The sequence below is a fragment of the Sulfitobacter sp. AS59 genome, assembly GCF_038899995.1.
GTDB lineage: Bacteria > Pseudomonadota > Alphaproteobacteria > Rhodobacterales > Rhodobacteraceae > Sulfitobacter.
Map to the genome: position 1 here is coordinate 352,587 of NZ_JBBMQK010000002.1, position 21,691 is coordinate 374,277.

Consider the following 21,691-nt stretch of genomic DNA (forward strand, 5'->3'; position numbering starts at 1 on the left):
AGGACGCTGATCATGGCACTTGATAAGAATTTTGACGCCGCCAAGGCCGAAGCCCGTTTGTACGAAGCATGGGAGACCGCAGGTGCCTTCAAAGCCGGTGCAAATGCCAGCCGTGATGACACCTATTGCGTGATGATCCCGCCGCCCAACGTCAACGGATCGCTGCACGTCGGCCACGCCTTCAACAACACGCTTCAGGACATTCTGGTCCGCTGGCACCGCATGCGCGGTTTCGACACGCTCTGGCAGCCCGGCCAAGACCACGCTGGCATCGCCTTGCAACTGGCCGTCGAAAACAAGCTCGCCGAAAGCCAGATCAAACGCACGGATCTAACGCGCGAAGAATTCCTGCAACACGCATGGGCCTATAAAGAAAGCACCGCTGACACCATCGTCGGCCAGCTCAAACGTCTGGGGTCCTCCTGTGATTGGTCGCGCAACGCCTTCACCATGTCCGGTGCCCCCGGCGACACCCGCGTGGGCCATGAAAACTCGCCCAACTTCCATGACGCCGTGATCAAAGTCTTTGTTGATATGTACAACGCCGGCAAAATCTATCGCGGCAAACGGCTGGTCAACTGGGACCCGCGCTTTGAAACCGCGATTTCCGATCTTGAGGTCGAAAACATCGAAGTCCCCGGTCACATGTGGCACTTCAAATACCCCCTCGCGGGCGGTGCGACCTATGAATACGTCGAAAAAGACGAGGACGGCAACGTGACCCTGCGCGAGACCCGCGATTACATCGCCATCGCAACGACCCGCCCCGAAACCATGCTGGGCGACGGCGCGGTTGCTGTGCACCCGTCCGATGAACGCTATGCGCCCATCATCGGGAAACTCTGTGAAATACCCGTTGGCCCCAAAGAACACCGCCGCCTGATCCCGATCATCACCGATGAATACCCCGATAAAGACTTCGGCTCGGGCGCGGTCAAGATCACCGGCGCGCATGACTTTAACGACTACCAAGTCGCCAAGCGCAACGGCATCCCCATGTACAACCTCATGGACACCAAGGCCGCCATGCGCGCCGACGGCAAACCCTATGCTGAGGAAGCCGCAACCGCCCAGAAAATCGCGAACGGAGAGCTGGAGTTCGACGAGGCAATGATCGCCGCGATGAACCTTGTGCCCGAAGACTACCGTGGCCTTGATCGGCTCAAAGCCCGCAAAAAGGTCGTGGAGGCGATCACCGCCGAAGGCCTCGCCGTCATGACAGAAAACCCCCGTAGGGTGGGTGACAACCCACCTGATGAGGCCGAAAACGAAGAGCCCGCCCTCATCCCCTACGTCGAAAACAAACCGATCATGCAGCCCTTTGGCGACCGCTCGAAGGTCGTAATCGAACCGATGCTGACCGACCAATGGTTCGTGGACACTGACCAGATCGTCGGCCCCGCACTGGATGCCGTACGTAATGGCGACGTCAAAATCATGCCCGAAAGCGGCGAAAAAACCTATTACAACTGGCTCGACAACATCGAACCATGGTGCATCTCGCGCCAATTGTGGTGGGGGCATCAGATTCCGGTTTGGTTTGGCCCGAGCATCGGAGAAGATGGTACGCTCTCTGATACAAACGATAAGCAGTTTTGCGCGGCTGATGAAAAGTCAGCAATCGCTCTTGCCGAAGAATACTATAGAAAACACCTCTCTGAAACAGCAACAGTTACACCCGTTAAAGAAGTCGAGGGACCTAATCCTGAGCGTGTCCAAGAGTATTATGGACGTCTTGGAAAAAATTCGTCCGCTGAAAATGTTATAGTATCTAGTGATGTCGAAGCCGCTACTTTGGCGGATGGTAACCCAAACTTGTTCATCCACCGCGACCCCGACGTCCTCGACACATGGTTCTCTTCCGGCCTCTGGCCAATCGGCACCCTCGGCTGGCCCGAAGAAACCGAAGCCTACAAAAAATACTTCCCCACCTCCGATCTGATCACGGGCCAAGACATCCTGTTCTTCTGGGTCGCCCGCATGATGATGATGCAGCTTGATACTGTGGGAAAAATCCCCTTCGATACCGTCTATCTCCACGGCCTCGTGCGCGATGCCAAGGGCAAGAAGATGTCGAAATCTGTCGGCAACGTCATCGACCCGCTGGAAATCATTGACGAATACGGTGCCGACGCCCTGCGCTTTACCAACGCCGCCATGGCATCCTTGGGCGGTGCGCTCAAACTCGATACCGCGCGCATCGCGGGCTACCGCAACTTTGGCACCAAGATCTGGAACGCCCACCGCTTCGCGGAAATGAACGGCGTGTTCGAAGACGGCGTTCCATCGGTGAACTACACCAGCCACGCGGACGTCGATCACACGTTGAATAAATGGATCATCGGCGAAACCGCCCGCGTCCGCGAAGAAGTCGACGCGGCCCTTGAAAACTACCGCTTCAACGATGCGGCCAACGCGCTTTATGCCTTCGTCTGGGGCAAGGTCTGCGACTGGTACGTGGAGCTGTCCAAACCCCTGCTGCAAGACGACGCGCCAGAGGCCGCAGAAACCCGCCAAACCCTGAAATGGGTACTGGACCAGTGCCTGACGCTGCTGCACCCGATCATGCCCTTCATCACAGAAGAACTGTGGCAAAACACGGATGCGCGCAGCAAGATGCTGATCCACGGCGACTGGCCCACCTATACCGTGGCCGACATGCTGGACGCAGATGCCGACCGCGAGCTGAACTGGGTGATCGGCCTGATTGAATCCATCCGCTCCGCCCGCCAGCAAATGCACGTGCCCGCGGGGCTCAAAGTGCCGATGCTCTGCACGTCAATGGACGCCGCCGCGCAAGCAGCATGGGATGGAAATGAGGCGATGATCAAACGCCTAGCCCGCGTGGAAAGCATCGAAAAGACAGATGATTTCCCCAAAGGCACCGTATCCATCGCAGCCCCAGGTGCCACCTTCGGCCTGCCCTTGGCCGGGCTGATCGACATCGACGCGGAAAAATCACGCCTGCAAAAATCGCTCGATAAACTCGGCAAGGAAATCGGCGGCCTTAAGGGGCGCCTCAACAACCCCAAATTCGCCGCCTCGGCCCCTGCAGAAGTCGTTGCCGAAGCCCAAGGTAATCTGGACGCGCGTCAGGAAGAAGCAGACCAGCTGCAGGCCGCCTTGGATCGCTTGGCTGAATTGGGGTAATACGGGTCTTTATTCCAAATGGACTTAAATCCTCGCCGAAGGCATTCTTCTCTTCTGGACCATCAAAAGAGATTTTAAGCCTTCGGCGAGGATTTTTCACCATTTGGAAACCAAGATCGGTGATCTTAACGCTGCGGTCCTAGCTGGGAAGCGAAGATCGTCCATTTGGAAAGCCCCGTCTGTTAGCTCAGGCGGGGCTGACCGTTTTTTAGTCTTTGAAAACAGCGGGGCGTTTGCCGAACTCGGCGGCAATCACTTCCATTTGGTGCGGACGGCCCAGCAGTTCCGCCTGCTCACGGGATTCTTCTAGCAGAACCGCGTCTGCCCCGTTCGTTTCGGCAAAAGCCGTAAGACGTTTGGCGGCTTTAATGGCACTTGGGCTTTTGCCTGCGATGGTCGCCGCAAGCTCCATTGCGGCGGCCAGCGGGTCATCGGCAAGCTGTGTGACCAGCCCCCAGCGTTCGGCCTGTGCCGCGTCAATCGGTTGCGCGGTGTAGGTCATCAAGCGCAGCACATCGCCGCGTACCAGTTTAGGCAGCAGCACCATGCCGCCCATGTCGGGGACGATGCCCCATTTCATCTCCATTACCGCCAGTTCCGCGTCTGGTGCAGCGATGCGGATATCCGCCCCGAGGGCCAATTGCAGCCCTGCGCCATAGACCTTGCCATGCAGCGCGGCAATCACCGGAATACCAACACGGGTCCAGATCATCGGGACTTCTTGCCATTGGTTTGTTGCGCCACCCCCATGGGTGCGTGGCATCATAAGCTCTTTGGGATCTCCCCCAGCCAGCGCACCCATCGCGCTGATGTCGATTCCGGCGCAAAATGCTTTGCCGTCGCCCGACAGCACAACGACCCTTGCGTCAGATGCGGCGACTTCGTTGCCCGCTGCAATGATTGCGTCGATCATATCCTGATCCACGGCATTCATTTTATCGGCGCGGGTCAGGCGCACATGAGCGATGTGATTTTCATAGGTGATTGTGACGCGGGCCATAGGTTCCTCCGGTAATTTTCACCATCTGGACCTATATCATTGCCCGTGCAAAGCAAAACGCTACGGCACCCAGCGCTCAATCGCCCGCATCATGCCAAGGGATTTATCATAGGCCAGCGTTAGAATACGCCGTCCGCCCAGCTTGGCGCCGGCAAGGGGGACCGTACGGATCGCACTGGCGGCCAGTGCTGTTGCGACAAAGCCGCGTCGGGTGAGTTTGGCCATGATACAGCCTCCAATTGCGAATGATTATTACTTAGGGGCGCAGGTCTGCTTTTTCAATGCTTGCCCAGACCGATAGGGATGCAGTAATCGGGTGGCATGACACATGTTCGCCTTACACCGCTTGCCCAATCCCTGCCCTCGACCGTGCCGTTTGTGGGTCCTGAAACCCAAGAACGCGCCGCTGGCCGGGTGTTTGACGCGCGGTTGGGCGCGAATGAGAATGTATTCGGCCCCTCGCCCCGCGCGGTTGAGGCGATGGCCGCCACACAGCAGTGGATGTATGGCGATCCCGAAAGCTATGATTTGCGTCAGGCCTTGGCCGCGCATCACGGCATCACCCCGGACCACATCATCGTGGGCGAAGGCATTGATGGCCTATTGGGCTATCTGGTGCGGCTGATGGTGGCGCAGGGCGATGCGGTGGTCACGTCCGATGGCGCGTACCCGACGTTTAATTACCATGTTGCAGGGTTTGGCGGCGTGCTGCACAAAGTGCCCTATCTTGGCGATCACGAGGACCCAAACGCGCTGTTTGCCAAGGCTGCCGAAGTCGACGCAAAGCTGGTGTATCTGGCCAACCCCGACAATCCGATGGGCAGTTGGCATTCGGGCGCTGATCTGGTCAAGGCGATGGAGGCCCTGCCAGAGGGTTGCCTGTTGGTGCTGGACGAAGCCTATGTCGATTGCGCGCCAGAGGGGGTCGCGCCCGTGTTGGATGCGGACGATCCGCGGCTGATCCGGATGAGGACATTTTCGAAGGTACACGGGCTGGCGGGTGCGCGGGTGGGCTATGCCATCGCGGCCCCTGAACTGATCACGGCCTTTGGCAAGGTGCGCAACCACTTTGGCATGAACCGCGCGGGTCAGGCGGGCGCATTGGCGGCGCTGGAAGATACCGATTGGCTCGCCCATGTAAAAACGCAAATCGCCACCGCCCGGGACCGGATTGCCGAGATTGCCCGCGACAACGGCCTGACGCCGCTGCCTTCTGCGGCAAACTTTGTGGCGATTGATTGCGGGCGCGATGGGGCCTTTGCCAAGTCTGTCCTTGACGGGTTGGTGGCGCGGGGCATCTTTGTGCGCATGCCCTTTGCCGCCCCGCAAAACCGTTGTATTCGGGTCAGCTGTGGCACGCCCGCTGATCTCGATGCATTCGCCGCTGCGCTGCCCCTAGCTCTAGCGGATGCGCAAAAAACGTAGCCCAAGCCACTTCCGTGAACGGCCAACGCGCGGCGAGGGTTAGACCCCGCCGATCACCTTGGCTGCGGCGTCCAAGGCGCCTGAACCGCGTTTGATGCCGAGCGACGCCATACCGGCCTCCATCCCGCCGAGCATCCCCATGATCATCTGACCGTTCACATGCCCCATGTGGCCCAACCGGAAAAACCCGTGGCTTTCAGGGCTGCCCGGCGCGGCCATGCCCAGGCCGATGCCCAAGGTTAGGCCAATGTTTTCCTGCACCCATTCGCGCAATTGCGTCGCCTGAGGAGCCTCTAGCCGCAGCGACGTAACCGCGTGGCTGCGCAAGGCGGGGTCGGCGATATTCAACGCCAGCGTCCCTTGGCTGCCCCACGCATCGCAGGCCGCCCAAACGGCGCGGGCCAGAACCGTGTGACGGTCCCACACGGCCTCGATCGTTTCGGCCTTGATCATATCCAGTGCTGCTCGCAGGCCGTAAATATGGTGTGTGGGGGCCGTACCGCAGTGGTATTGGTAAAAATCATCGGGGTTGGCGCGCGGTTCCCAATCCCAGAACGTGCTGACGCGGGGCATGGATGCCCGCACCGCCGCCGCGCGGTCATTGAAAAACACGAAACTAACGCCGGGGGGCACCATCAGCCCCTTTTGGCATCCCGTTACCATGATATCGACACCCCAGGCGTCCATCTCGAAGCGGTCGCAGGCCAGTGATGCAATGCAATCGGCCATCAAAAGCGCCGGATGCCCTGCGCTGTCCAATGCGGCGCGCACCCCGGCAATGTCATTCACGACAGAGGTCGACGTATCCACATGCACGGCCAGCACGGCTTTGATCTCATGTGCGGTATCCGCTTTCAGGCGCTCTTCAATCCGGGCCAGATCCATCGCGGACTGCTTGCCGAAATCCATGACCTCGACATCGGCCCCCAGGCCTGTCGCCATTTCACCCCAGCCGATGCCAAAGCGGCCCGTCGCGGGCACCAGCACCTTGTCACCCGGACGGATGACGTTGGACAGTGACGCCTCCCATGCCGCATGGCCGTTGCCGATATACATTGCAACGTGGTGCTGTGTTCTGGCGACGTCGCGCAGGTCCTGCATAAGCGGCGGCATCATATCGACCAATTCGCCCGCATAAATGTTTGGCGCAGGGCGATGCATCGCGTTCAACACGGCCTCTGGCATGACAGAGGGGCCGGGAATGGCGAGATAACCGCGCCCATGCGATAGATTTGTGCGGGATGACATGAACGATACGCCTTTCAACAACAGTATTCCGGGCCAACTTATCCCCGTGCGGCGCGGCGTCAATCGGACAATCCGCCACGCAAAGCAGGCCGTCATGCTTGCCCTGCCCCGCCGGGCTGCGTACACCAGTCAAATATTTGACCAAAGGACCCCGGCGCATTCATGAGTGATGTCACCTATACTTCCAAAGAGCTGCTGAAATGGCTTTGGCGCGATTACCTGAAAAAGCACATTTGGATGCTTGGACTGGCCGTTGTTTTCATGGCCATCGAAGGGGCGACCCTTGGTGCGTTGGCCAAGCTGATGCAGCCGATGTTCGATCAGGTTTTCGTCGCGGGTCAGGAATCCGCTCTGATCTGGGTCGGACTGGTGTTGGTGGGTATTTTCGTGCTGCGCGCCGTGGCAAGCATTGCGCAAAAGGTGCTTTTGACGCGGATCGCGCAAACATCCGCCGCAGATATGCGGATCGATATGCTGAACCGCATGATGATGCAGGACGGCGCATTTCATCAAGCACACCCACCGGGGTTTCTGATCCAGCGGGTCCAGTCCGATGTGAACGCGGTCAATGATGTATGGCGGGCGATCATCACCGGCACCGGGCGCGATCTGGTTGGCTTGATTGTCTTGCTCGGGGTGGCAATCTCCATTGATCCGGTCTGGGCGCTGCTGGCCTGTATCGGTGTGCCGCTGATGGTCATGCCCGCCGCCCTTGCACAACGTTTCGTGCGCGCACGGTCCCGCGAGGCGCGCGATCTGGGCGCACATCTGTCGACACGATTGGACGAAGTGTTCCATGGCATTGTCCAGATCAAGCTGAACGCGCTTGAGCGGTATCAATCGAGCCAATACCGTGACCTGACCAAGAAATATGTCAAAACCGAAGTGCGTGCTGCCTTTGGTAACTCGGCCATTCCGGGCATGATCGACATCATGTCAGGCGTCGGTTTCATGGCCGTGATCCTCTATGGCGGGTCCGAGATTATTTCAGGCGACAAGACCATTGGCCAGTTCATGGCCTTTTTCACTGCGATGGGGTTCACCTTTAACCCGCTGCGCCGGTTGGGTGCCATCAGTGGTTTGTGGCAAACCGCTGCGGCGGCCCTAGAACGGATCAAGGAATTGATGGACGCGCCGGTTACGTTGAAGTCCCCCAAGAACCCTGTGGCCACGCCTGCCGGGTCGTCGGATATCGTGCTAAGCAACGTGAGCCTGTCCTATGGCGACGCCAAAGTGCTGGATGATTTGTCGCTGGTCGCAAAAGCCGGGCAAACGACGGCGCTGGTGGGGGCCTCTGGTGCTGGTAAATCAACGATATTTAACCTGCTGACCCGTCTGATCGATCCGCAATCCGGGACCGTCACCATTGGCGACGTGCCGCTGAAGGATATGGATATCAACGCCCTGCGCGGCCTGTTCTCGGTGGTGACACAAGAGGCGCTGCTGTTTGATGAAACCTTGCGTGAAAACATTGTCTTGGGTCGCGAGAACGTATCGGATGCGGAATTGCAGTCTGTGCTTGAGGCCGCCCATGTCGCTGATTTCCTGCCCAAGCTAGAGCATGGCCTTGAGACCCGCGTCGGTCCGCGTGGATCGGCCCTGTCAGGCGGGCAACGTCAACGGGTTGTGATTGCCCGCGCCTTGCTGCGCAACACGCCGATCTTGCTGCTGGACGAAGCGACAAGCGCGCTGGACGCCCAGTCGGAAAAGGTTGTGCAACAAGCGTTGGACCGTCTGTCCCAAGGGCGCACCACAATCGTTATCGCGCACCGGCTATCGACCATTCGCGGCGCGGACAAGATCGTGGTGATGGACCGTGGCCAGATCATGGACCAAGGCAAGCACGAAGAGCTGTTGGCCCGTGGCGGCATCTATGCCGATCTGTACAGATTGCAGTTCGAGGATGGTAAAATCATCTCGGACGGCCGCAATTCACGGGCATTGCGCGCGTTGGAAAAGGGTCTAAAGCCAACCGAGCCTAATCTATTGCAACGGATCGGGCAGCGGTTGTTCGGCTAGATCAAATGCCCGCTATTTGGCGTAGGCCTTAGCCAGCTTTTGCGGGGATACCCCTGCGAAATACCGGATCAGCGTCCAGATATTGCGCCCACCCCGGCGCAGCCATCCGGCCTTGTGATACTTGTCGGCAGATGTGATCGCAGCACAGTCAATGCGCGTCAGCTTCCCCTTTAAAAGCCGCGCCATGGCCACGTCCTCCATCAGCGGCTGGTCTGGGTATCCGCCCACAGATTGGTACAGCGCCCGCGGCATCAACAACCCCTGATCACCATAAGGCAGCCCCATGAGGCTGCGCAAATGCGCCCATCCCGCCACAAACCGCGCGGCAAAGCCACCCCGGTCAAAACGCAGCTTAAACCACCCGGCCTTTTGCCCCTTCAGATGTGAAATCACCGGGCCGGTCCAGCCTTGTTCCAGCTGCGTGTCAGCGTGCAACACAAGCAGCCATTCGCCCTTGGCCTTGGCGCAGCCCCGGCGCAACTGCCCGCCGCGCGATGCCGCACCTTCGATGATGTCAGCCCCCCACGCATCCGCGATAACCCGTGTTGCGTCCTGCGATCCGCCATCCGACACGATCAGCTCGCAGATCAGGCCAGCATCGACGCCTTCCATCAACGCGGTCAGACAGCCGGTCAGGCTGTGCTCCGCATTCAAGGTCGGAATGATCACGGTTATTGGCGCAGGCATGGTTGCCCCTTTCGGCTTCTGGTCGGCCTGATATATGTCATGACATCAAATGCAAGGAAACGCGATATGAACGACCGCCGCATCCTGAAACTCTCCGGTGCAGACGCCCGCAGCTTTCTGCAGGGGCTTGTGACCAATGACATCACCAAGCTGGACCAAGGCCCGATCTACGCGGCGCTTTTGACGCCGCAGGGCAAGTTCATCGTTGATTTCTTTTTGTCCGCAGACGACGATGCCGTGCTGCTGGACGTCACAGACGCCAGCGCCGACGCGCTGGTGCAGCGGTTGAACATGTACAAACTGCGCGCCGACGTGAAGATCGAGGCCACCGGCCTACATGTGCACCGCGGATTGGGTGATGCGCCCGCCGACGGCTATGCCGATCCGCGCGACCCGGGCATGGGCTGGCGCGCCTACCGCGATGCGCCGCAGACGGATGATACAACCGATTGGGACGCCCTGCGCGTGGCCTATATGATCCCCGAAACCGGGGCCGAGTTGACGCCAGACAGCTTTATCCTTGAGATGGGATTTGAACGGCTGAACGGCGTTGATTTCCGCAAAGGCTGCTATGTCGGCCAAGAAGTCACCGCGCGGATGAAGCATAAGACAGAGCTGCGCAAAGGGTTGGCCAAGGTCCATATCAGCGCGCCCGTCGATGCAGGTACCGAGATTTCAGTGAACGGCAAACCGGCAGGCACGGTGTTCACCCAAGCGGGCACCGAGGCGTTGGCCTATCTGCGCTATGACCGCGCGAAGGCAGCAATGCAGGCAGATGGCGCAACCGTCACAATGGTAACAGACGGCTAAGGCAGGGATCAAAATTTTTCAAAAATTTTGGCTCGGAGTTTTTGGAAAACTCCGGCCGCACTTCAGCTGTGCCACCATGCTGAAATCTCATCTGCACCTATTTGAGCCTTTAGGCCAATCCCGACCACCTGGGTCGGCTGCGATGCCTTTATCGGCTTCACATCTACGCTGGGCCCCACGCAATGCACTTCCCAAGCGCTGGATGCATCGTGGCTGACAAACCCTTTGAAACGGAACAAGCCCTTGGGGCGGCTTTCCAGTTTCTCCATTAATACTGGGTATTCCAGCCTTACATCACTGGCATCGCTCCACCCCACATACGCGGCGTGATGGGCCAGCGATACATTTGGCACCGCTCGCTCTGTCACGCCGAAAATGATTGGGGCCACAGCATCCGCCTGCGCCAGATCGACAACCAACGCCCGTGACTGCACCTGCAGCCGCAATGCCAGCCCCGGATCGGGCGCAGCCAGCTTGCTGACCAGCACCAGATCAGCGGCGCTGACCTGCCCCGCCACCTGCGCGCCGATCTGATCATCACGTGCCAAGGCATCATAGCTTTGCCCATCCACCACGGTCGCAATGCCGCCGTAAGCCAACTCCGGCTCTGCCTGCGCCACTTGGGCGATGCGCGCGGGGTCTGCGATACCCGACGCCTCGATCACCAGATGGTCGGGCCGCTGCGCACGATCCAGAACATCGCCGATGGCCATAAACAAATCGGCCCCCATGGTGCAGCACACGCAGCCGTTGGTCAGGGTCATGGTATCTTCGCCCGCCTCGGCAATCAGTGCCGCGTCGATATTGATCGCACCGAAATCATTGACCATCACCATCAGCTTCAACCCGTGATCCTCGGCCAGCAGCCGGTTGATCAAGGTTGTTTTACCCGCGCCCAAATAGCCCGAGATTACGGTCAGTGGCAGCCGTGGTCTCATAGCAGGTGAACACGGCCCCCAAAGACCGTTCCCAGTATCGGGACGTCTTTTAACGCCAGCGGATCAACGACCAAGGGATCATCGCCCAAGACCACGAAATCGGCGCGCTTGCCGGTCTCGATGCTGCCGATCTCGCTGTCCAGCTTCAAGGTATAGGCAGCACCCATGGTGATCGCGAACAGCGCCTCTTCGACGTCGATGCATTGCGCGGCCCCCAAGGTGCGCCCCGACATGGTCTGCCGGTTCACGGCGCACCATGCGGTGAACAGCGGTGCCATAGGCGTGACGGGGGCATCTGAGTGGATCGCGATGTTCACGCCGGCATCAATCGCGCTGCGCGACCCGTCCATGCGTTCAGCCCGGTCGCGCCCGATGGTCAGTGCCACGTGTTGGTCGCCAAAGTAATGGACGTGGTTGGCAAAGATGTTGCAGCACACTCCCATATCAGCGGCCCGCGTAAACAGGTCGCGCCCCATCAACTGGCAATGCTGAAGGACATGGCGGTGCCCAGCCCAAGGGTTCTTGCGCAACGCCGCCTCGATCGCGTCCAACGTCACCTCGGCGGCCTCGTCACCGTTGACGTGGATATGCATCTGGATGCCACGGCTGTTCAACTCTTCGACCAGCGCAAAGATCATCTCGGGCGAGGTATTCCAGATGCCATTGGGCTGCCCGCCCACATAACCGGGGCTTTTCACCCGCGCGGTCCACCCTTGGATCGCTCCGTCCGTCATCAATTTAACCGCCCCCAGCCGCAGCTTGTCGGTGCTGCGCTTGGCAAGCGCCTGCGCCTTGTCTGCGATGGCCTTTGGCCCTTCCATTGCGCCCAATGCTGGAACGATGCGCAGTGGGAAATCATCCGCGCCGGTGACGCGCAACATGGCGGTCAGGTCGTCTTCCTCCATCTGGGAATACAGATCGGTGACCGTGGTCACCCCTGCCCGGCGCGCCACATCTGCGTAGGCGCGAATGGAGCCTTCTTTCTGGCTGAGACCCCGAAAATCGATCCCCAAGCGCCGCATGACCGGAAACATCGCCGCCATTTCCTGCAACTCACCCGTGGGCTGGCCGTCAGACCCTTTGATCACGCCCTCGGCGTTGGTGGTCTGATCGAATCCGGCGAGTTCAAGCGCGGCAGAGTTCACGCACATCAGATGAAAATTCGAGTAAATGATCGCGATGGGCCGCGTGGGGCTGATCTGATCCAGATGCTTTTTGCTCAGCCGCTCTGACGTCAGGAATATCGGGTCAAACCCCCAGCCGACCAGCGGCGCGTCGTCCTCCAGCGTTTCGGAATAGTCGCGCAGCCCGTCAATCACCGCGTCATTGTCGGCCATACCGCGCCACAGCTTGCCATTGGGGTCGATCCGGTCGTGATACCCCGCATAGGCATATTCCCACATCGCGCCCGCCATCATATGTGCGTGCCCTTCGATAAAGCCGGGCATCAGCACCGCGTCTTTCAGGCTGTCATCATGGGTCACAGCGCCCCACTGGTCAGCGCATGTCGCATCACCAACGGCCAGTATCTCTCCGCCACGGACGGCGACATGGGTCGCTTCCATCCGGTTGATATCCATTGTGATGATCTTTTTGGCGGCAAAAACAACGATGTCTGACATGATTCCCCCTATATCCCCAAAACAGCTATAACAGCTTGGTTCTGCGGAAGAATAGTTTTACCGCCCCGCACCACGCTGCAGGTCCACAGCTTTAGCGGGAAATGGGCGTTGCGGAACGGCAACACACACCGCGCCGTGGCAGAGATCTGCGCGCCACACCCCAAAGCCCAGACAGCAAAAAGCCCCGGAAGACCCGAGGCTTTTCAAAATTGCGCAGTCATGACGTGGGGTCAATTCTGGGCCTTAGGCGCGTTCAGAATATTCCATCGTTTCGGTGTTCACGATGATGTCTTCGTCTTGGCCGACGAAGGGCGGCACCATTACTTTGACACCGTTATCCAAGATCGCTGGCTTGAAAGAATTTGCCGCTGTCTGGCCTTTGACGACCGGCTCGGTCTCGACGATCTTGCAGGTCACTTTTTGAGGCAAGGACGCGTTCAACGCTTCGTCCTCGTGATACTCGACAACGACCATCATACCGTCTTGCAAGAACGGGCGACGTTCGCCCAAAAGCTCTGCCGACAGCTGAACCTGATCGTAGGTTTGCGTGTCCATCAGAACCAGCATTCCGGCGTCTTCGTATAGGAATTGTTGGTCTTTTTGCTCAAGACGGACCTTTTCAACCTTATCCGCGCTGCGAAAGCGCTCGTTCAGTTTTGACCCGTTGCGCAGGTTGCGCATCTCGACTTGCGCAAAGGCACCGCCCTTGCCCGGTTTGACGTGATCAACCTTAACCGCAGCCCATAGACCACCGTTGTGTTCAAGCACGTTTCCGGGACGAATTTCGTTTCCATTGATCTTAGGCATGTGGGGACACCATTGCAAAATGTTGAAGATTAATTCAGGCGACCTATATCTTCTAAGGACTGGCCACGCAAGGCAGCCAAGCGCCTGCCAAAAGCGCAAAGAGCCATGCAGAAGACGCATAGGTGCTATGCGAAATATGTGTATCCGAATCGCGCTCTTTCAGTCATAAGGAACGCCTCGCCTAAATGACAAGAGCAAGAATAATAGAAAGGACGACGAGATGAAAGATTTCGTTGATGGCACTGCCTTTAACAATGAACAAGGTAACCGTGCCCGCAAACTTTTTGCTGCCGTGGTACTGGCCGCATTGGACGATGCAATTGCCGATGACAAGAAATATGGCAATGGTCCTGAGCAGATTGCACGCTGGGCGCGTTCGCGCGACGGCCGTGAAGTGTTGAGCTGTGCCGGTATCGACCCGAACGAACGCGTCGTGTCTGGCCTGATGGATTTTGTTGGTAAAGGTGTACGTACATCTGTTGCCCTGTCTCGTGAAGAGTCAGAACGTCGCCACGCGGCACAACAGGCCGAAGCAGCCTGATTAACCTGAAGATTTCAGTGTTAAAAAACGCGGCCCTGGGGCCGCGTTTTTTATTGCCACCAGGCGATGGTTATCAAAACCCGTGCTGCAAATAAAAACGGCACCTGCCCCGCAGATGCCGCCCTTATACATAGAACATGACGATAGCGTTATTCGAGGTCTTGCGCCGTCATAGCGCGGTGGATTTCACGGCGTACAAGCTTGCGTACATTGCGCGTGATGCGTTCGCCCAACACGCCTTGCAGCTCTTTGCGCACGATCTCTTCGACCATCTCACGCAGCATGTCCTCGTCCAAATACTCTTCTGCAGCAGCACCTTTAGCTGCGTCTTGAGGGGCGGCAGCCTCCTCCTCCACATAAGACTCGGCCTCGACGATTGTTTCATCGCGCATAGCTGTCGCCTCGGTCGGTTCTTCATTCTGTGATGCAGGGATTGGCGCGCCGGTGGCGTCCAGCTCAACATCGTCTTCCCAAGCCATGGCAAGTGGTTCAGGTGACATGAAATCGTCTACCTCACGCTCTTCCGCGTCCCAGCCGTCAGAAATACGTCCAATGGCGGTCTCAAGCGCGGCGATCTTGGCGCTTAGCCGGTCGGACCCGCTGGATTTCACATTGTCATCCACCAGTTCGGACGCGCCCAGATTCAGGATGTCAGAACGCTGTTTGAAACTGGTCACAGTGTCGGGCTGCGATGCGGCATCCGTGGTATCAGCATCCGCTGACACCTCACCCTCATCGCCATTGTCTTGGCCCGAAGCGTCAACAGGGTCAGCCTTGCGGCGCGCACCAGCCACGGGGGCGTCGTTGGACACCCGCAACGACGGGGTCAGCACCAGCTTCTCCTCCGAAGGAGCGCTTTCGGTTACCTTGCTCACTGGGCGGCGATCTTCAGACACCAAACGGCGTATGGAAGACAGCACATCCTCTACCTCTGCGTTGGACACAGCATCAGACATATTTTCTACTAACCATTCATTCTTAACAATCAACTTAGGCGATGGTGCAGATTCTCACAACACCATCGTCAAAATTGTCAGTCCTTTTGCAGCGCCCGCAAAACGCGGTCCAACTGCTTGCCTTCTTTAGACAATTTGGCTGGGCTGTCTTTGACCAGATTGTAATAGGCCGCGGGATCATAAACCTGTACAGGCAGTTTTAGATTGCGGGCCGTCAACTGGCCTGTCGCCTGCAAAACCGAATAGGCTGCGACATAAATCTGGGTTTGCGCGGTCACACTGCTGGATTGCGCATCCAGCAAGGATTGCTCTGCATCCAGCACGTCAAGGGTGGTGCGAGCCCCCAAGGCGGCCTCTTCGCGCACACCTTGAAACGCGATTCTTGCCGCGCGGACTTGGCGTTGCGACGCTTCGATCTGCGCGCGCGCGGCGGCAAGCCCCGCATAGGCGTCACTGACCGCACGTTCGACATCTTTGACGACCACATGCAGATTGCCGCGTTGCGCGTCACGTTGCGCTTGGCTTTTGCGAACGCCAGCAGACAATGCCCCACCTTGGTAAATCGTCTGGCTAAGCTGCAGCGCCACCGCCCCGCTGCGGGTCGAAGATGGCGTATCGAATGTCTCTGTCACGCCCAAGGAACCCTGAACAGAAACCTGTGGCTCCATCGCGGCGACGCTTCTGCGGATCAACAGCTCGGCTGCGGCAACCTGATGCTGCACAGCCAAGATATCGGGGTGACGGCGCACGGCCAAAGCTTTGGCAGTGTTGATGTCAGAGATGCTGGGCAAGCTGGGCGGCGCGCTCAGGTTGCCCGGCTCACGGCCAACAGCGACCTTGAAATACGCTTTTGCCGAGATCAGATCACCCTGCGCGCCAGCAAGACCGCTGCGCGCTTGTGCAAGCCCTGCTTCGGCTAGGGCGACGTCGGTCCGTGTGACTTCGCCAACTTCAAAACGGTCACGTGCGGCGCGCAATTCTTGGGTCAGCAAGCGCACGTTGTTTTCACGCAGCGACACCAGCTCGCGGGACTGGATCACGCTCATGTAGGCGTCGACGGCACGCAGCAAGATTTGCTGTTCAACGCTGACTAGATTTTCGCGTGTTGCCAAAACCGTCTCTTTGGACGCTTCGATGCCATAGCGTGTGGCACCGAAATCATAGACCAAAAGCGATGCGATCAAGTTGGCGGTTGTTGTCAGAGAATCCGTATTTATGACGGTTCCGGCTGCCGTACTGCTTCCCGGTCCACTCACCGACCGGTTAATATTTTGCGTTATGGTACCTGTCCACTGCACAACCGGCTTTAGCGCCGATTTGGCGATGCCCACGTCTTCATCCGCTGCGCGCAATACGGCGCGGTTCTGATCCAGCAGACCCGAATTATTATAGGCACCTACTAATGCGTCGGCCAAAGTTTCGGCCCAAGACGCGGCGGGGAACAATAGACCTATCCCCATCACGCCTGCCGCAAATGTACGGCGCAAACTGTATGCTTGCTTTTCCTGTCTCATCAAAACCCACTCCCTCAATCCGGCCCTCTATTCGCGGGGACCGTTAATTCATGCTCTCAAAGTTGGAAGGCCTTTTCACGAACAAAGCCTCTTAGCACCGGTGCACCGGCATTAAAGTCTGCGCGCCAACTGACGCCGTGTTCACTCTTATATCCTATGCGTACCTCACCCAGCACACCTTCCATAAAGATGCAGGCAATGCGGCCGCCGATCTTGAGCTGGTCCAAAATCGCATCTGGCACGACCTCGATCCCGCCTTGGATCAAGATAACATCGTAGGGGCCATGCTTCGCCGCACCTTCGACCAACGGCCCCATGTGCACAATCGCGTTGTCCACGCCGGATGTTGTGAGGGTTTCCTGTGCCTCTTTGGCCATCTGCTCGTCTTCTTCGACGGCAACCACAGCTTCTGCGATATGGGCGATCACCGCCGTTGAATACCCATAGGCACTGCCGATATCGAGAACCAGATCGTCGTTGCCGATGGCCAGCGCGTCCAGCATTTTCGCAAGCGTCCGCGGCTCAAGCAGAATACGCCCCTCGCCTAGGTTCAGGTTTTCGCCCAGATACGCAGCTTCGCGCTGTGCGGCGGGCACGTAATCTTCGCGGGCGACAGTCAGCATCGCATCGATGATTGGGAACTTTGTCACATCAGAGGGGCGAACCTGCGTATCAACCATCATCGTGCGGCGGGCGGAAAAGTCGGACATCGGCTAAACTCTTTCGTTCATATATAGGTGTATGCAATGCCATAGCCCAAGCCTATCAGCAACGCCAAGATGCCCGTTTCACTTGAAGTTGAGCAAATTCATTTGAGAATGATGCATATTCGCGCTACGGGCTGAGTGCCGCAGCAGGCTTTCTCCAGCAGGGTTACGGCCATCAAGGCAGTATAATGTTAAACTGCCGTAAACACGAACACGCCACCGCCCGAGGCCTCCCTGTCCTCAATAAATCCTTTCGCAGCAATACCTTCTCGGATTTCACGCATGCCGGGGCGATGATAGATATGGCGATGCAGCTCCGCAATAATCACGCGAATACCACCTAGATCCGCATGGCGAAAAAACTCAAGCTCGGCCCCTTCGATATCCATCAACAAGACCGTCGGCTTGAATTGCTCTTTTATTGTCGCCCAAGCCACCACCGGAACCGAGACCTTTTCAGCCCGCTCGATCCCCTTGGTGATCGTCATCCCGGACCCCAGGAAATTGCCCCTGATAAAGAAATCAACGGCCTGCGGTGCCTCAGGATCAGAGATGACAATCTGGTTGTGCACCTCAATTATATCCGCGATGCCATTATGTTCATAAAGCGCATTGATCGATGAGATCAGCTTGTGGTTCGCCTCGAACGAGATGATTTTTTCAGGCGCGCAGTTTTTGGCAACTGCAGCACCCACAAGCCCCGCACCGGCCCCCATCTCGACAACGACATCACCTTCTTCAATGAACTTGAGCGCTGACAGAACCTCCCGCCGCTCATACTTCCCCAAGCCCATGTTAACGATCATGTTCGGCCCAAGATGCGGCGCACTCAACACCTCGACCCCATGATAGGTCGCGACAACATCATTCTTGGTGCTTGTGCCCATCGCCCTGCCCATTTTTCAGACCCGCAAAGGCCCTCGTTTTAGCCAATTAGACACCGCCAAAGCATCTAGCGCAATAATTGAATGGAAGCGGTGAAGGCGGGGCGATCAACTGGAGAGGTAATTTGGAGGCGAGTAGGAGAATCGAACTCCTGTACACGGATTTGCAATCCGCTGCGTAACCACTCCGCCAACTCGCCTCGACCGCGTTGCCGCGATGGTTCATCAGGGTGGTCAGTTCCTGATGCGTGTCGGCTTATCCCGACTTTTGCGGGGTTTGTCTAGCCCAGTTTGCGACAAACGCACCGTGATCTTAATGGTGCAGACGGGCCAAGGCCCAGAGGGTACTTTCAGACCGAGATCACCGGCTGCGCGTCGTCTATGGGCGCATCCAGTTGCAGGTGGTGATCTTCGAGGATCAGGATGTTTTCTGACCCGATAATATCGCTTTTTGTCTTATAGCCGATCACGTCTTCGACCAGCATGTCAGGGTTGCGCGCCATCAGGATCGTTTCCTCGGACGAGAAATTCGTCAGGCCGCGGGCGAATTCATTGCCCTCTTCATCATAGACATGCAGCACATCACCCTTGGAAAACTCGCCCTGAATGGACACAAGATCATTGCGCGCCAACCCGCGTTCTTTGGATGAAATCGCGGCAACAGCAGCGTTGGATACGACAAGCGTGCCCGCCACCTGCAAACGGTTGCTGAGCCAGATCATCAGCGGCGATCCGGTTTTGTCGCGCGCCAGACAGCGGGTGTGACGGCGTTCACGGCGCAGTACGGAGGATACCGGTGCCTCGATCAAGCCCTCGGCAATGATCGTTTCGACCCCCGCGTTTTGCGCCATGTTGGCGGCCAGCATCTTGGTCATCATGCCGCCACTGCCCAACTCGCTCACGCTTTTGGTGGATTCCAGATGTTCGCTGACGTCCTCGATCTCTTCGATGAATTGCGCGCCCGGCTCGGACGGGTCGCGGTCATACAGGCCTTCGACGCTGGTCAGGATGATCAGTTGATCGGCCTCGATCATCTGCGCAACCTTTGCCGACAAACGATCATTATCGCCAACCTTCAGGTCTGTCGTCGCAATTGAATCGTTTTCGTTAATGATCGGCAGGATGTTATTTTCAAACAACCGCAGCATGGTGTTCTTGATGTTCAGAAACCGGCGGCGTTCTTCCATGTCTTCGACGGTAACAAGCATCTGCGCCACGCCCATGTCGTATTCCGAGGCGACCTGACGATAGGCATTCATCAGCAACGGTTGACCACAAGCAGCGGCGGCCTGTTTATCCAGAATGCCCGCATCCTCGGGGCGTTTGCCGATCATGTTCAGGCCCAACGCGACAGAGCCCGAGGACGTGAGAATGATATCATAGCCCTGGGTCTGCAATTCGGCGAGGTCAGCCAACAAGCCGTTGATGAAGGCAAAACGCAAAGTAAGCTTCTCTTCATTTGCCAGCAGGCTGGATCCGATTTTGACGACGATACGTTTCTTCTTGGCCACGGGGAATACGCTCCGGTTGTTCAATATTTAACACAACATGCGGGCGCAGCATGAATTGCTGCACAGCAGAAAATTGGTGTGATTCGCGGGTTTATAACATGTGGACAAGCACAAGATGCAACCGGCTAACCCAAACACCGGCAGACAGCGGCCCGCAGGTGCGGACCTATTGCAGGCTTTCTAGGGCCGCACGTGTGGCGTCTGGCAATTGGGCTGGCCGGTGGTTCGTGCGGTCAACATAGACATGCACAAAGAACCCTTCGGCCGACGCGGTATCATCGTCGTTGCGGAACAATCCCAGCTCCATCCGGACCGAACTGCGGCCCAGTTTGGCAACGCGCAACCCTGCCGTCACCCGATCCGGAAACTGCATTTCGCCAAAATAACGACAGCCCGTTTCCACGACCAACCCGAACACAGGGCTGGTCAGCGGGTCCAGCAAGCCACGTTCGATCAGCCAGCCGTTCACAGCCGTATCAAACAGCGCATAGTGGACGACGTTGTTCATGTGCCCATAGGCGTCATTGTCGTTCCAGCGGGTTTGCAGCGGGTAAAAGTCGTTGAAATCAGCGCGTGTTGGGGCGACGGGGCGGTCTGACATTACCACGCCGCCGTATAGATCGTATGTGCGTCGGCTTGGGTCACTTCGCGGGGGTTGTTCACCAGCAAGCGGCCTTGCAGCATGGCATCAGCTGCCATCTTATCAATCGCCTCTTTCGGGATATCCACATCGCGCAGGCGGGTCTGCAACCCGACACGCGCTGACAGGTCCGCCAAGGCCTCGATAAAGGCCGCCGTTCGGGCCTGCGTACCTTCGACCACTGCCAGCTCGGGAAAGGCATCGGCGGCGATTTCGGCATACAGCGTGCCAGCGTCAGGCGCGTTAAAGCGCAGCACATGGGGCAGCACCAGCGCGTTCGACAACCCGTGCGGGATATGGAACGTGCCGCCGATGGGATAGGCCAGCGCATGGACCGCAGCGACCGGAGAGTTGGCAAAAGCCTGCCCCGCCAGCATCGACCCCAGCAGCATCGCGCCGCGTGCTTCTAGGTTCGACCCATCGGCCACGACAGCCTCGATATTAGCCCCGAGCAGCCGCAACGCCTCGCGGGCGAGCAGTTTGGAGACAGGATTATTATTCGCATTTTTCGAGGCATAGGCCTCGATCGCGTGGACCATCGCATCCACGCCCGTGGCAGCGGTGATATGCGCAGGCAGGCCCAAGGTTAGCTCAGCGTCCAGAATGGCCATATCGGGCAGGATCACGGGCGAGGACACGCCGCGTTTTTCCTCGGCCCCTACGGTGATGATCGACACGGGCGTCACCTCGGACCCTGTGCCAGCGGTCGTGGGGATCAAGACCAGCGGCAGCCGCGGCCCCTTGGCCTGTGCAACGCCCCACGCGCTGTCTAGGTCTTCGTCAGCCCCCAGCAGCAGTGCCACCAGCTTGGCCACGTCTTGCGACGAGCCACCGCCAAAGCCGATCACCCCAGTGGTGCCTGCCGCCCTGCCCGCCTCGACCGCTTGCATCAATGTCTCGCGGGATGGGTCGGCCTCAACCGCATCGAATATCGTGACCGTGTGCCCAGCCGTTTCCAGCGCCGCAATCGCCGGATCGCACAGGCCCAAGGCCCGCAAGCCAGGGTCCGTAATCAGCAGGCAGTTCTGCCCCAGAAGCCCGCCTGCAAGTTCGGCAAGGCGCAGGGCAGCACCGTTTTCAAAGACGACTGATTTGGTGGTGTTGAAGACAAATGGGGTCACGTGACACGGCCTTTTTTCAAAATCTGGGTGCCCTTGCACGTCCGTACAAAGACACCCGTCATTAAAGGCAATATTGCGCGCCGCGCCTAGCGCTTTGTTTTAAAAATTCTT

At 58.2% G+C, this 21,691-nt stretch carries 19 protein-coding genes and 1 tRNA gene; 5 read left to right on the forward strand and 15 right to left on the reverse strand.

Going from position 1 to position 21,691, the window contains the following annotated elements; genetic code table 11:
- Positions 1-12 precede the first annotated feature (12 nt).
- The gene (locus WNY39_RS05970) at positions 13-3,150 is read left to right on the forward strand and encodes a valine--tRNA ligase (RefSeq protein WP_342844738.1); all 3,138 of its coding nucleotides are present in this window, start codon (positions 13-15) and stop codon (positions 3,148-3,150) included.
- Positions 3,151-3,358: 208 nt separating this feature from the next.
- Here WNY39_RS05970 and WNY39_RS05975 read toward each other — a convergent pair whose 3' ends face one another.
- On the reverse strand, positions 3,359-4,150 hold the full coding sequence (locus WNY39_RS05975; protein WP_342844739.1) for a crotonase/enoyl-CoA hydratase family protein: 792 nt from the start codon (positions 4,148-4,150) through the stop codon (positions 3,359-3,361).
- 60 nt (positions 4,151-4,210) lie between these two features.
- Positions 4,211-4,375: a Tat pathway signal protein gene (locus WNY39_RS05980; RefSeq protein WP_342844740.1), complete on the reverse strand. Its 165-nt coding sequence runs from the start codon at positions 4,373-4,375 to the stop codon at positions 4,211-4,213.
- Positions 4,376-4,471: 96 nt separating this feature from the next.
- Between WNY39_RS05980 and WNY39_RS05985 the strand changes: the two genes are divergently transcribed.
- Positions 4,472-5,575, forward strand: a complete 1,104-nt coding sequence (locus WNY39_RS05985) for a pyridoxal phosphate-dependent aminotransferase (protein WP_342844741.1) — start codon at positions 4,472-4,474, stop codon at positions 5,573-5,575.
- A 39-nt stretch (positions 5,576-5,614) separates the two neighbouring features.
- Here the strand turns inward: WNY39_RS05985 and WNY39_RS05990 are convergent, their stop codons facing one another.
- A complete protein-coding gene (locus WNY39_RS05990; RefSeq protein WP_342844742.1) occupies positions 5,615-6,823 on the reverse strand; it encodes an aminotransferase class V-fold PLP-dependent enzyme in 1,209 nt (402 codons plus the stop codon).
- A 162-nt stretch (positions 6,824-6,985) separates the two neighbouring features.
- Between WNY39_RS05990 and WNY39_RS05995 the strand changes: the two genes are divergently transcribed.
- Entirely contained in the window at positions 6,986-8,842 is a 1,857-nt protein-coding gene (locus tag WNY39_RS05995) for an ABC transporter ATP-binding protein (RefSeq protein WP_342844743.1), read from the forward strand.
- Positions 8,843-8,854: 12 nt separating this feature from the next.
- Here WNY39_RS05995 and WNY39_RS06000 read toward each other — a convergent pair whose 3' ends face one another.
- Positions 8,855-9,529, reverse strand: coding sequence for a TIGR04283 family arsenosugar biosynthesis glycosyltransferase (locus tag WNY39_RS06000; RefSeq protein WP_342844744.1), 675 nt, complete (start codon positions 9,527-9,529; stop codon positions 8,855-8,857).
- 66 nt (positions 9,530-9,595) lie between these two features.
- On the opposite strand from WNY39_RS06000, the gene WNY39_RS06005 reads away from it, so the two are divergent.
- Positions 9,596-10,339, forward strand: a complete 744-nt coding sequence (locus WNY39_RS06005; protein WP_342844745.1) for a folate-binding protein — start codon at positions 9,596-9,598, stop codon at positions 10,337-10,339.
- A 62-nt stretch (positions 10,340-10,401) separates the two neighbouring features.
- On the opposite strand, the gene WNY39_RS06010 is transcribed toward WNY39_RS06005, so the two are convergent.
- The 3 genes from WNY39_RS06010 to efp form a co-directional block, all read right to left on the reverse strand.
- Entirely contained in the window at positions 10,402-11,277 is an 876-nt protein-coding gene (locus tag WNY39_RS06010) for a GTP-binding protein (protein ID WP_342844746.1), read from the reverse strand.
- The gene (locus WNY39_RS06015; RefSeq protein ID WP_342844747.1) at positions 11,274-12,899 is read right to left on the reverse strand and encodes an amidohydrolase; all 1,626 of its coding nucleotides are present in this window, start codon (positions 12,897-12,899) and stop codon (positions 11,274-11,276) included. Before WNY39_RS06015 ends, WNY39_RS06010 begins: the two co-directional genes overlap by 4 nt.
- A 243-nt stretch (positions 12,900-13,142) precedes the next feature.
- Entirely contained in the window at positions 13,143-13,706 is a 564-nt protein-coding gene (efp, locus tag WNY39_RS06020) for an elongation factor P (RefSeq protein ID WP_093915680.1), read from the reverse strand.
- A 220-nt stretch (positions 13,707-13,926) separates the two neighbouring features.
- On the opposite strand from efp, the gene WNY39_RS06025 reads away from it, so the two are divergent.
- On the forward strand, positions 13,927-14,247 hold the full coding sequence (locus WNY39_RS06025) for a DUF6280 family protein (RefSeq protein ID WP_093915679.1): 321 nt from the start codon (positions 13,927-13,929) through the stop codon (positions 14,245-14,247).
- A gap of 149 nt (positions 14,248-14,396) precedes the next feature.
- Here WNY39_RS06025 and WNY39_RS06030 read toward each other — a convergent pair whose 3' ends face one another.
- From WNY39_RS06030 to WNY39_RS06065, 8 genes are all read right to left on the reverse strand, one after another.
- Positions 14,397-15,203, reverse strand: coding sequence for a hypothetical protein (locus WNY39_RS06030; protein ID WP_342844748.1), 807 nt, complete (start codon positions 15,201-15,203; stop codon positions 14,397-14,399).
- Positions 15,204-15,280: 77 nt separating this feature from the next.
- Positions 15,281-16,717 (reverse strand): TolC family outer membrane protein, encoded by a 1,437-nt coding sequence (locus WNY39_RS06035; RefSeq protein WP_342844749.1) that lies wholly within the window; start codon positions 16,715-16,717, stop codon positions 15,281-15,283.
- A 56-nt stretch (positions 16,718-16,773) separates the two neighbouring features.
- Positions 16,774-17,427 (reverse strand): protein-L-isoaspartate O-methyltransferase, encoded by a 654-nt coding sequence (locus WNY39_RS06040; protein ID WP_342844750.1) that lies wholly within the window; start codon positions 17,425-17,427, stop codon positions 16,774-16,776.
- Positions 17,428-17,615: 188 nt separating this feature from the next.
- A complete protein-coding gene (locus WNY39_RS06045; RefSeq protein WP_342844751.1) occupies positions 17,616-18,311 on the reverse strand; it encodes an FkbM family methyltransferase in 696 nt (231 codons plus the stop codon).
- Between the two features lie 123 nt (positions 18,312-18,434).
- Positions 18,435-18,508 (reverse strand) — tRNA-Cys (locus WNY39_RS06050).
- A 150-nt stretch (positions 18,509-18,658) separates the two neighbouring features.
- Positions 18,659-19,819, reverse strand: coding sequence for a glutamate 5-kinase (gene proB / locus WNY39_RS06055; protein ID WP_342844752.1), 1,161 nt, complete (start codon positions 19,817-19,819; stop codon positions 18,659-18,661).
- 166 nt (positions 19,820-19,985) lie between these two features.
- Positions 19,986-20,420, reverse strand: coding sequence for a thioesterase family protein (locus WNY39_RS06060; RefSeq protein WP_341234075.1), 435 nt, complete (start codon positions 20,418-20,420; stop codon positions 19,986-19,988).
- On the reverse strand, positions 20,420-21,580 hold the full coding sequence (locus WNY39_RS06065; protein ID WP_342844753.1) for an iron-containing alcohol dehydrogenase: 1,161 nt from the start codon (positions 21,578-21,580) through the stop codon (positions 20,420-20,422). Before WNY39_RS06065 ends, WNY39_RS06060 begins: the two co-directional genes overlap by 1 nt.
- Between the last annotated feature and the right edge of the window lie 111 nt (positions 21,581-21,691).

Excerpts from the sequence above, each read along its gene's own strand:
- WNY39_RS05970 (WP_342844738.1), top strand. The coding sequence starts at position 13 with ATGGCACTTGATAAGAATTTTGACGCCGCCAAGGCCGAAGCCCGTTTG.
- WNY39_RS05975 (WP_342844739.1), bottom strand. The coding sequence starts at position 4,150 with ATGGCCCGCGTCACAATCACCTATGAAAATCACATCGCTCATGTGCGC.
- WNY39_RS05980 (WP_342844740.1), bottom strand. The coding sequence starts at position 4,375 with ATGGCCAAACTCACCCGACGCGGCTTTGTCGCAACAGCACTGGCCGCC.
- WNY39_RS05985 (WP_342844741.1), top strand. The coding sequence starts at position 4,472 with ATGACACATGTTCGCCTTACACCGCTTGCCCAATCCCTGCCCTCGACC.
- WNY39_RS05990 (WP_342844742.1), bottom strand. The coding sequence starts at position 6,823 with ATGTCATCCCGCACAAATCTATCGCATGGGCGCGGTTATCTCGCCATT.
- WNY39_RS05995 (WP_342844743.1), top strand. The coding sequence starts at position 6,986 with ATGAGTGATGTCACCTATACTTCCAAAGAGCTGCTGAAATGGCTTTGG.
- WNY39_RS06000 (WP_342844744.1), bottom strand. The coding sequence starts at position 9,529 with ATGCCTGCGCCAATAACCGTGATCATTCCGACCTTGAATGCGGAGCAC.
- WNY39_RS06005 (WP_342844745.1), top strand. The coding sequence starts at position 9,596 with ATGAACGACCGCCGCATCCTGAAACTCTCCGGTGCAGACGCCCGCAGC.
- WNY39_RS06010 (WP_342844746.1), bottom strand. The coding sequence starts at position 11,277 with ATGAGACCACGGCTGCCACTGACCGTAATCTCGGGCTATTTGGGCGCG.
- WNY39_RS06015 (WP_342844747.1), bottom strand. The coding sequence starts at position 12,899 with ATGTCAGACATCGTTGTTTTTGCCGCCAAAAAGATCATCACAATGGAT.
- efp (WP_093915680.1), bottom strand. The coding sequence starts at position 13,706 with ATGCCTAAGATCAATGGAAACGAAATTCGTCCCGGAAACGTGCTTGAA.
- WNY39_RS06025 (WP_093915679.1), top strand. The coding sequence starts at position 13,927 with ATGAAAGATTTCGTTGATGGCACTGCCTTTAACAATGAACAAGGTAAC.
- WNY39_RS06030 (WP_342844748.1), bottom strand. The coding sequence starts at position 15,203 with ATGTCTGATGCTGTGTCCAACGCAGAGGTAGAGGATGTGCTGTCTTCC.
- WNY39_RS06035 (WP_342844749.1), bottom strand. The coding sequence starts at position 16,717 with ATGAGACAGGAAAAGCAAGCATACAGTTTGCGCCGTACATTTGCGGCA.
- WNY39_RS06040 (WP_342844750.1), bottom strand. The coding sequence starts at position 17,427 with ATGTCCGACTTTTCCGCCCGCCGCACGATGATGGTTGATACGCAGGTT.
- WNY39_RS06045 (WP_342844751.1), bottom strand. The coding sequence starts at position 18,311 with ATGGGCACAAGCACCAAGAATGATGTTGTCGCGACCTATCATGGGGTC.
- WNY39_RS06060 (WP_341234075.1), bottom strand. The coding sequence starts at position 20,420 with ATGTCAGACCGCCCCGTCGCCCCAACACGCGCTGATTTCAACGACTTT.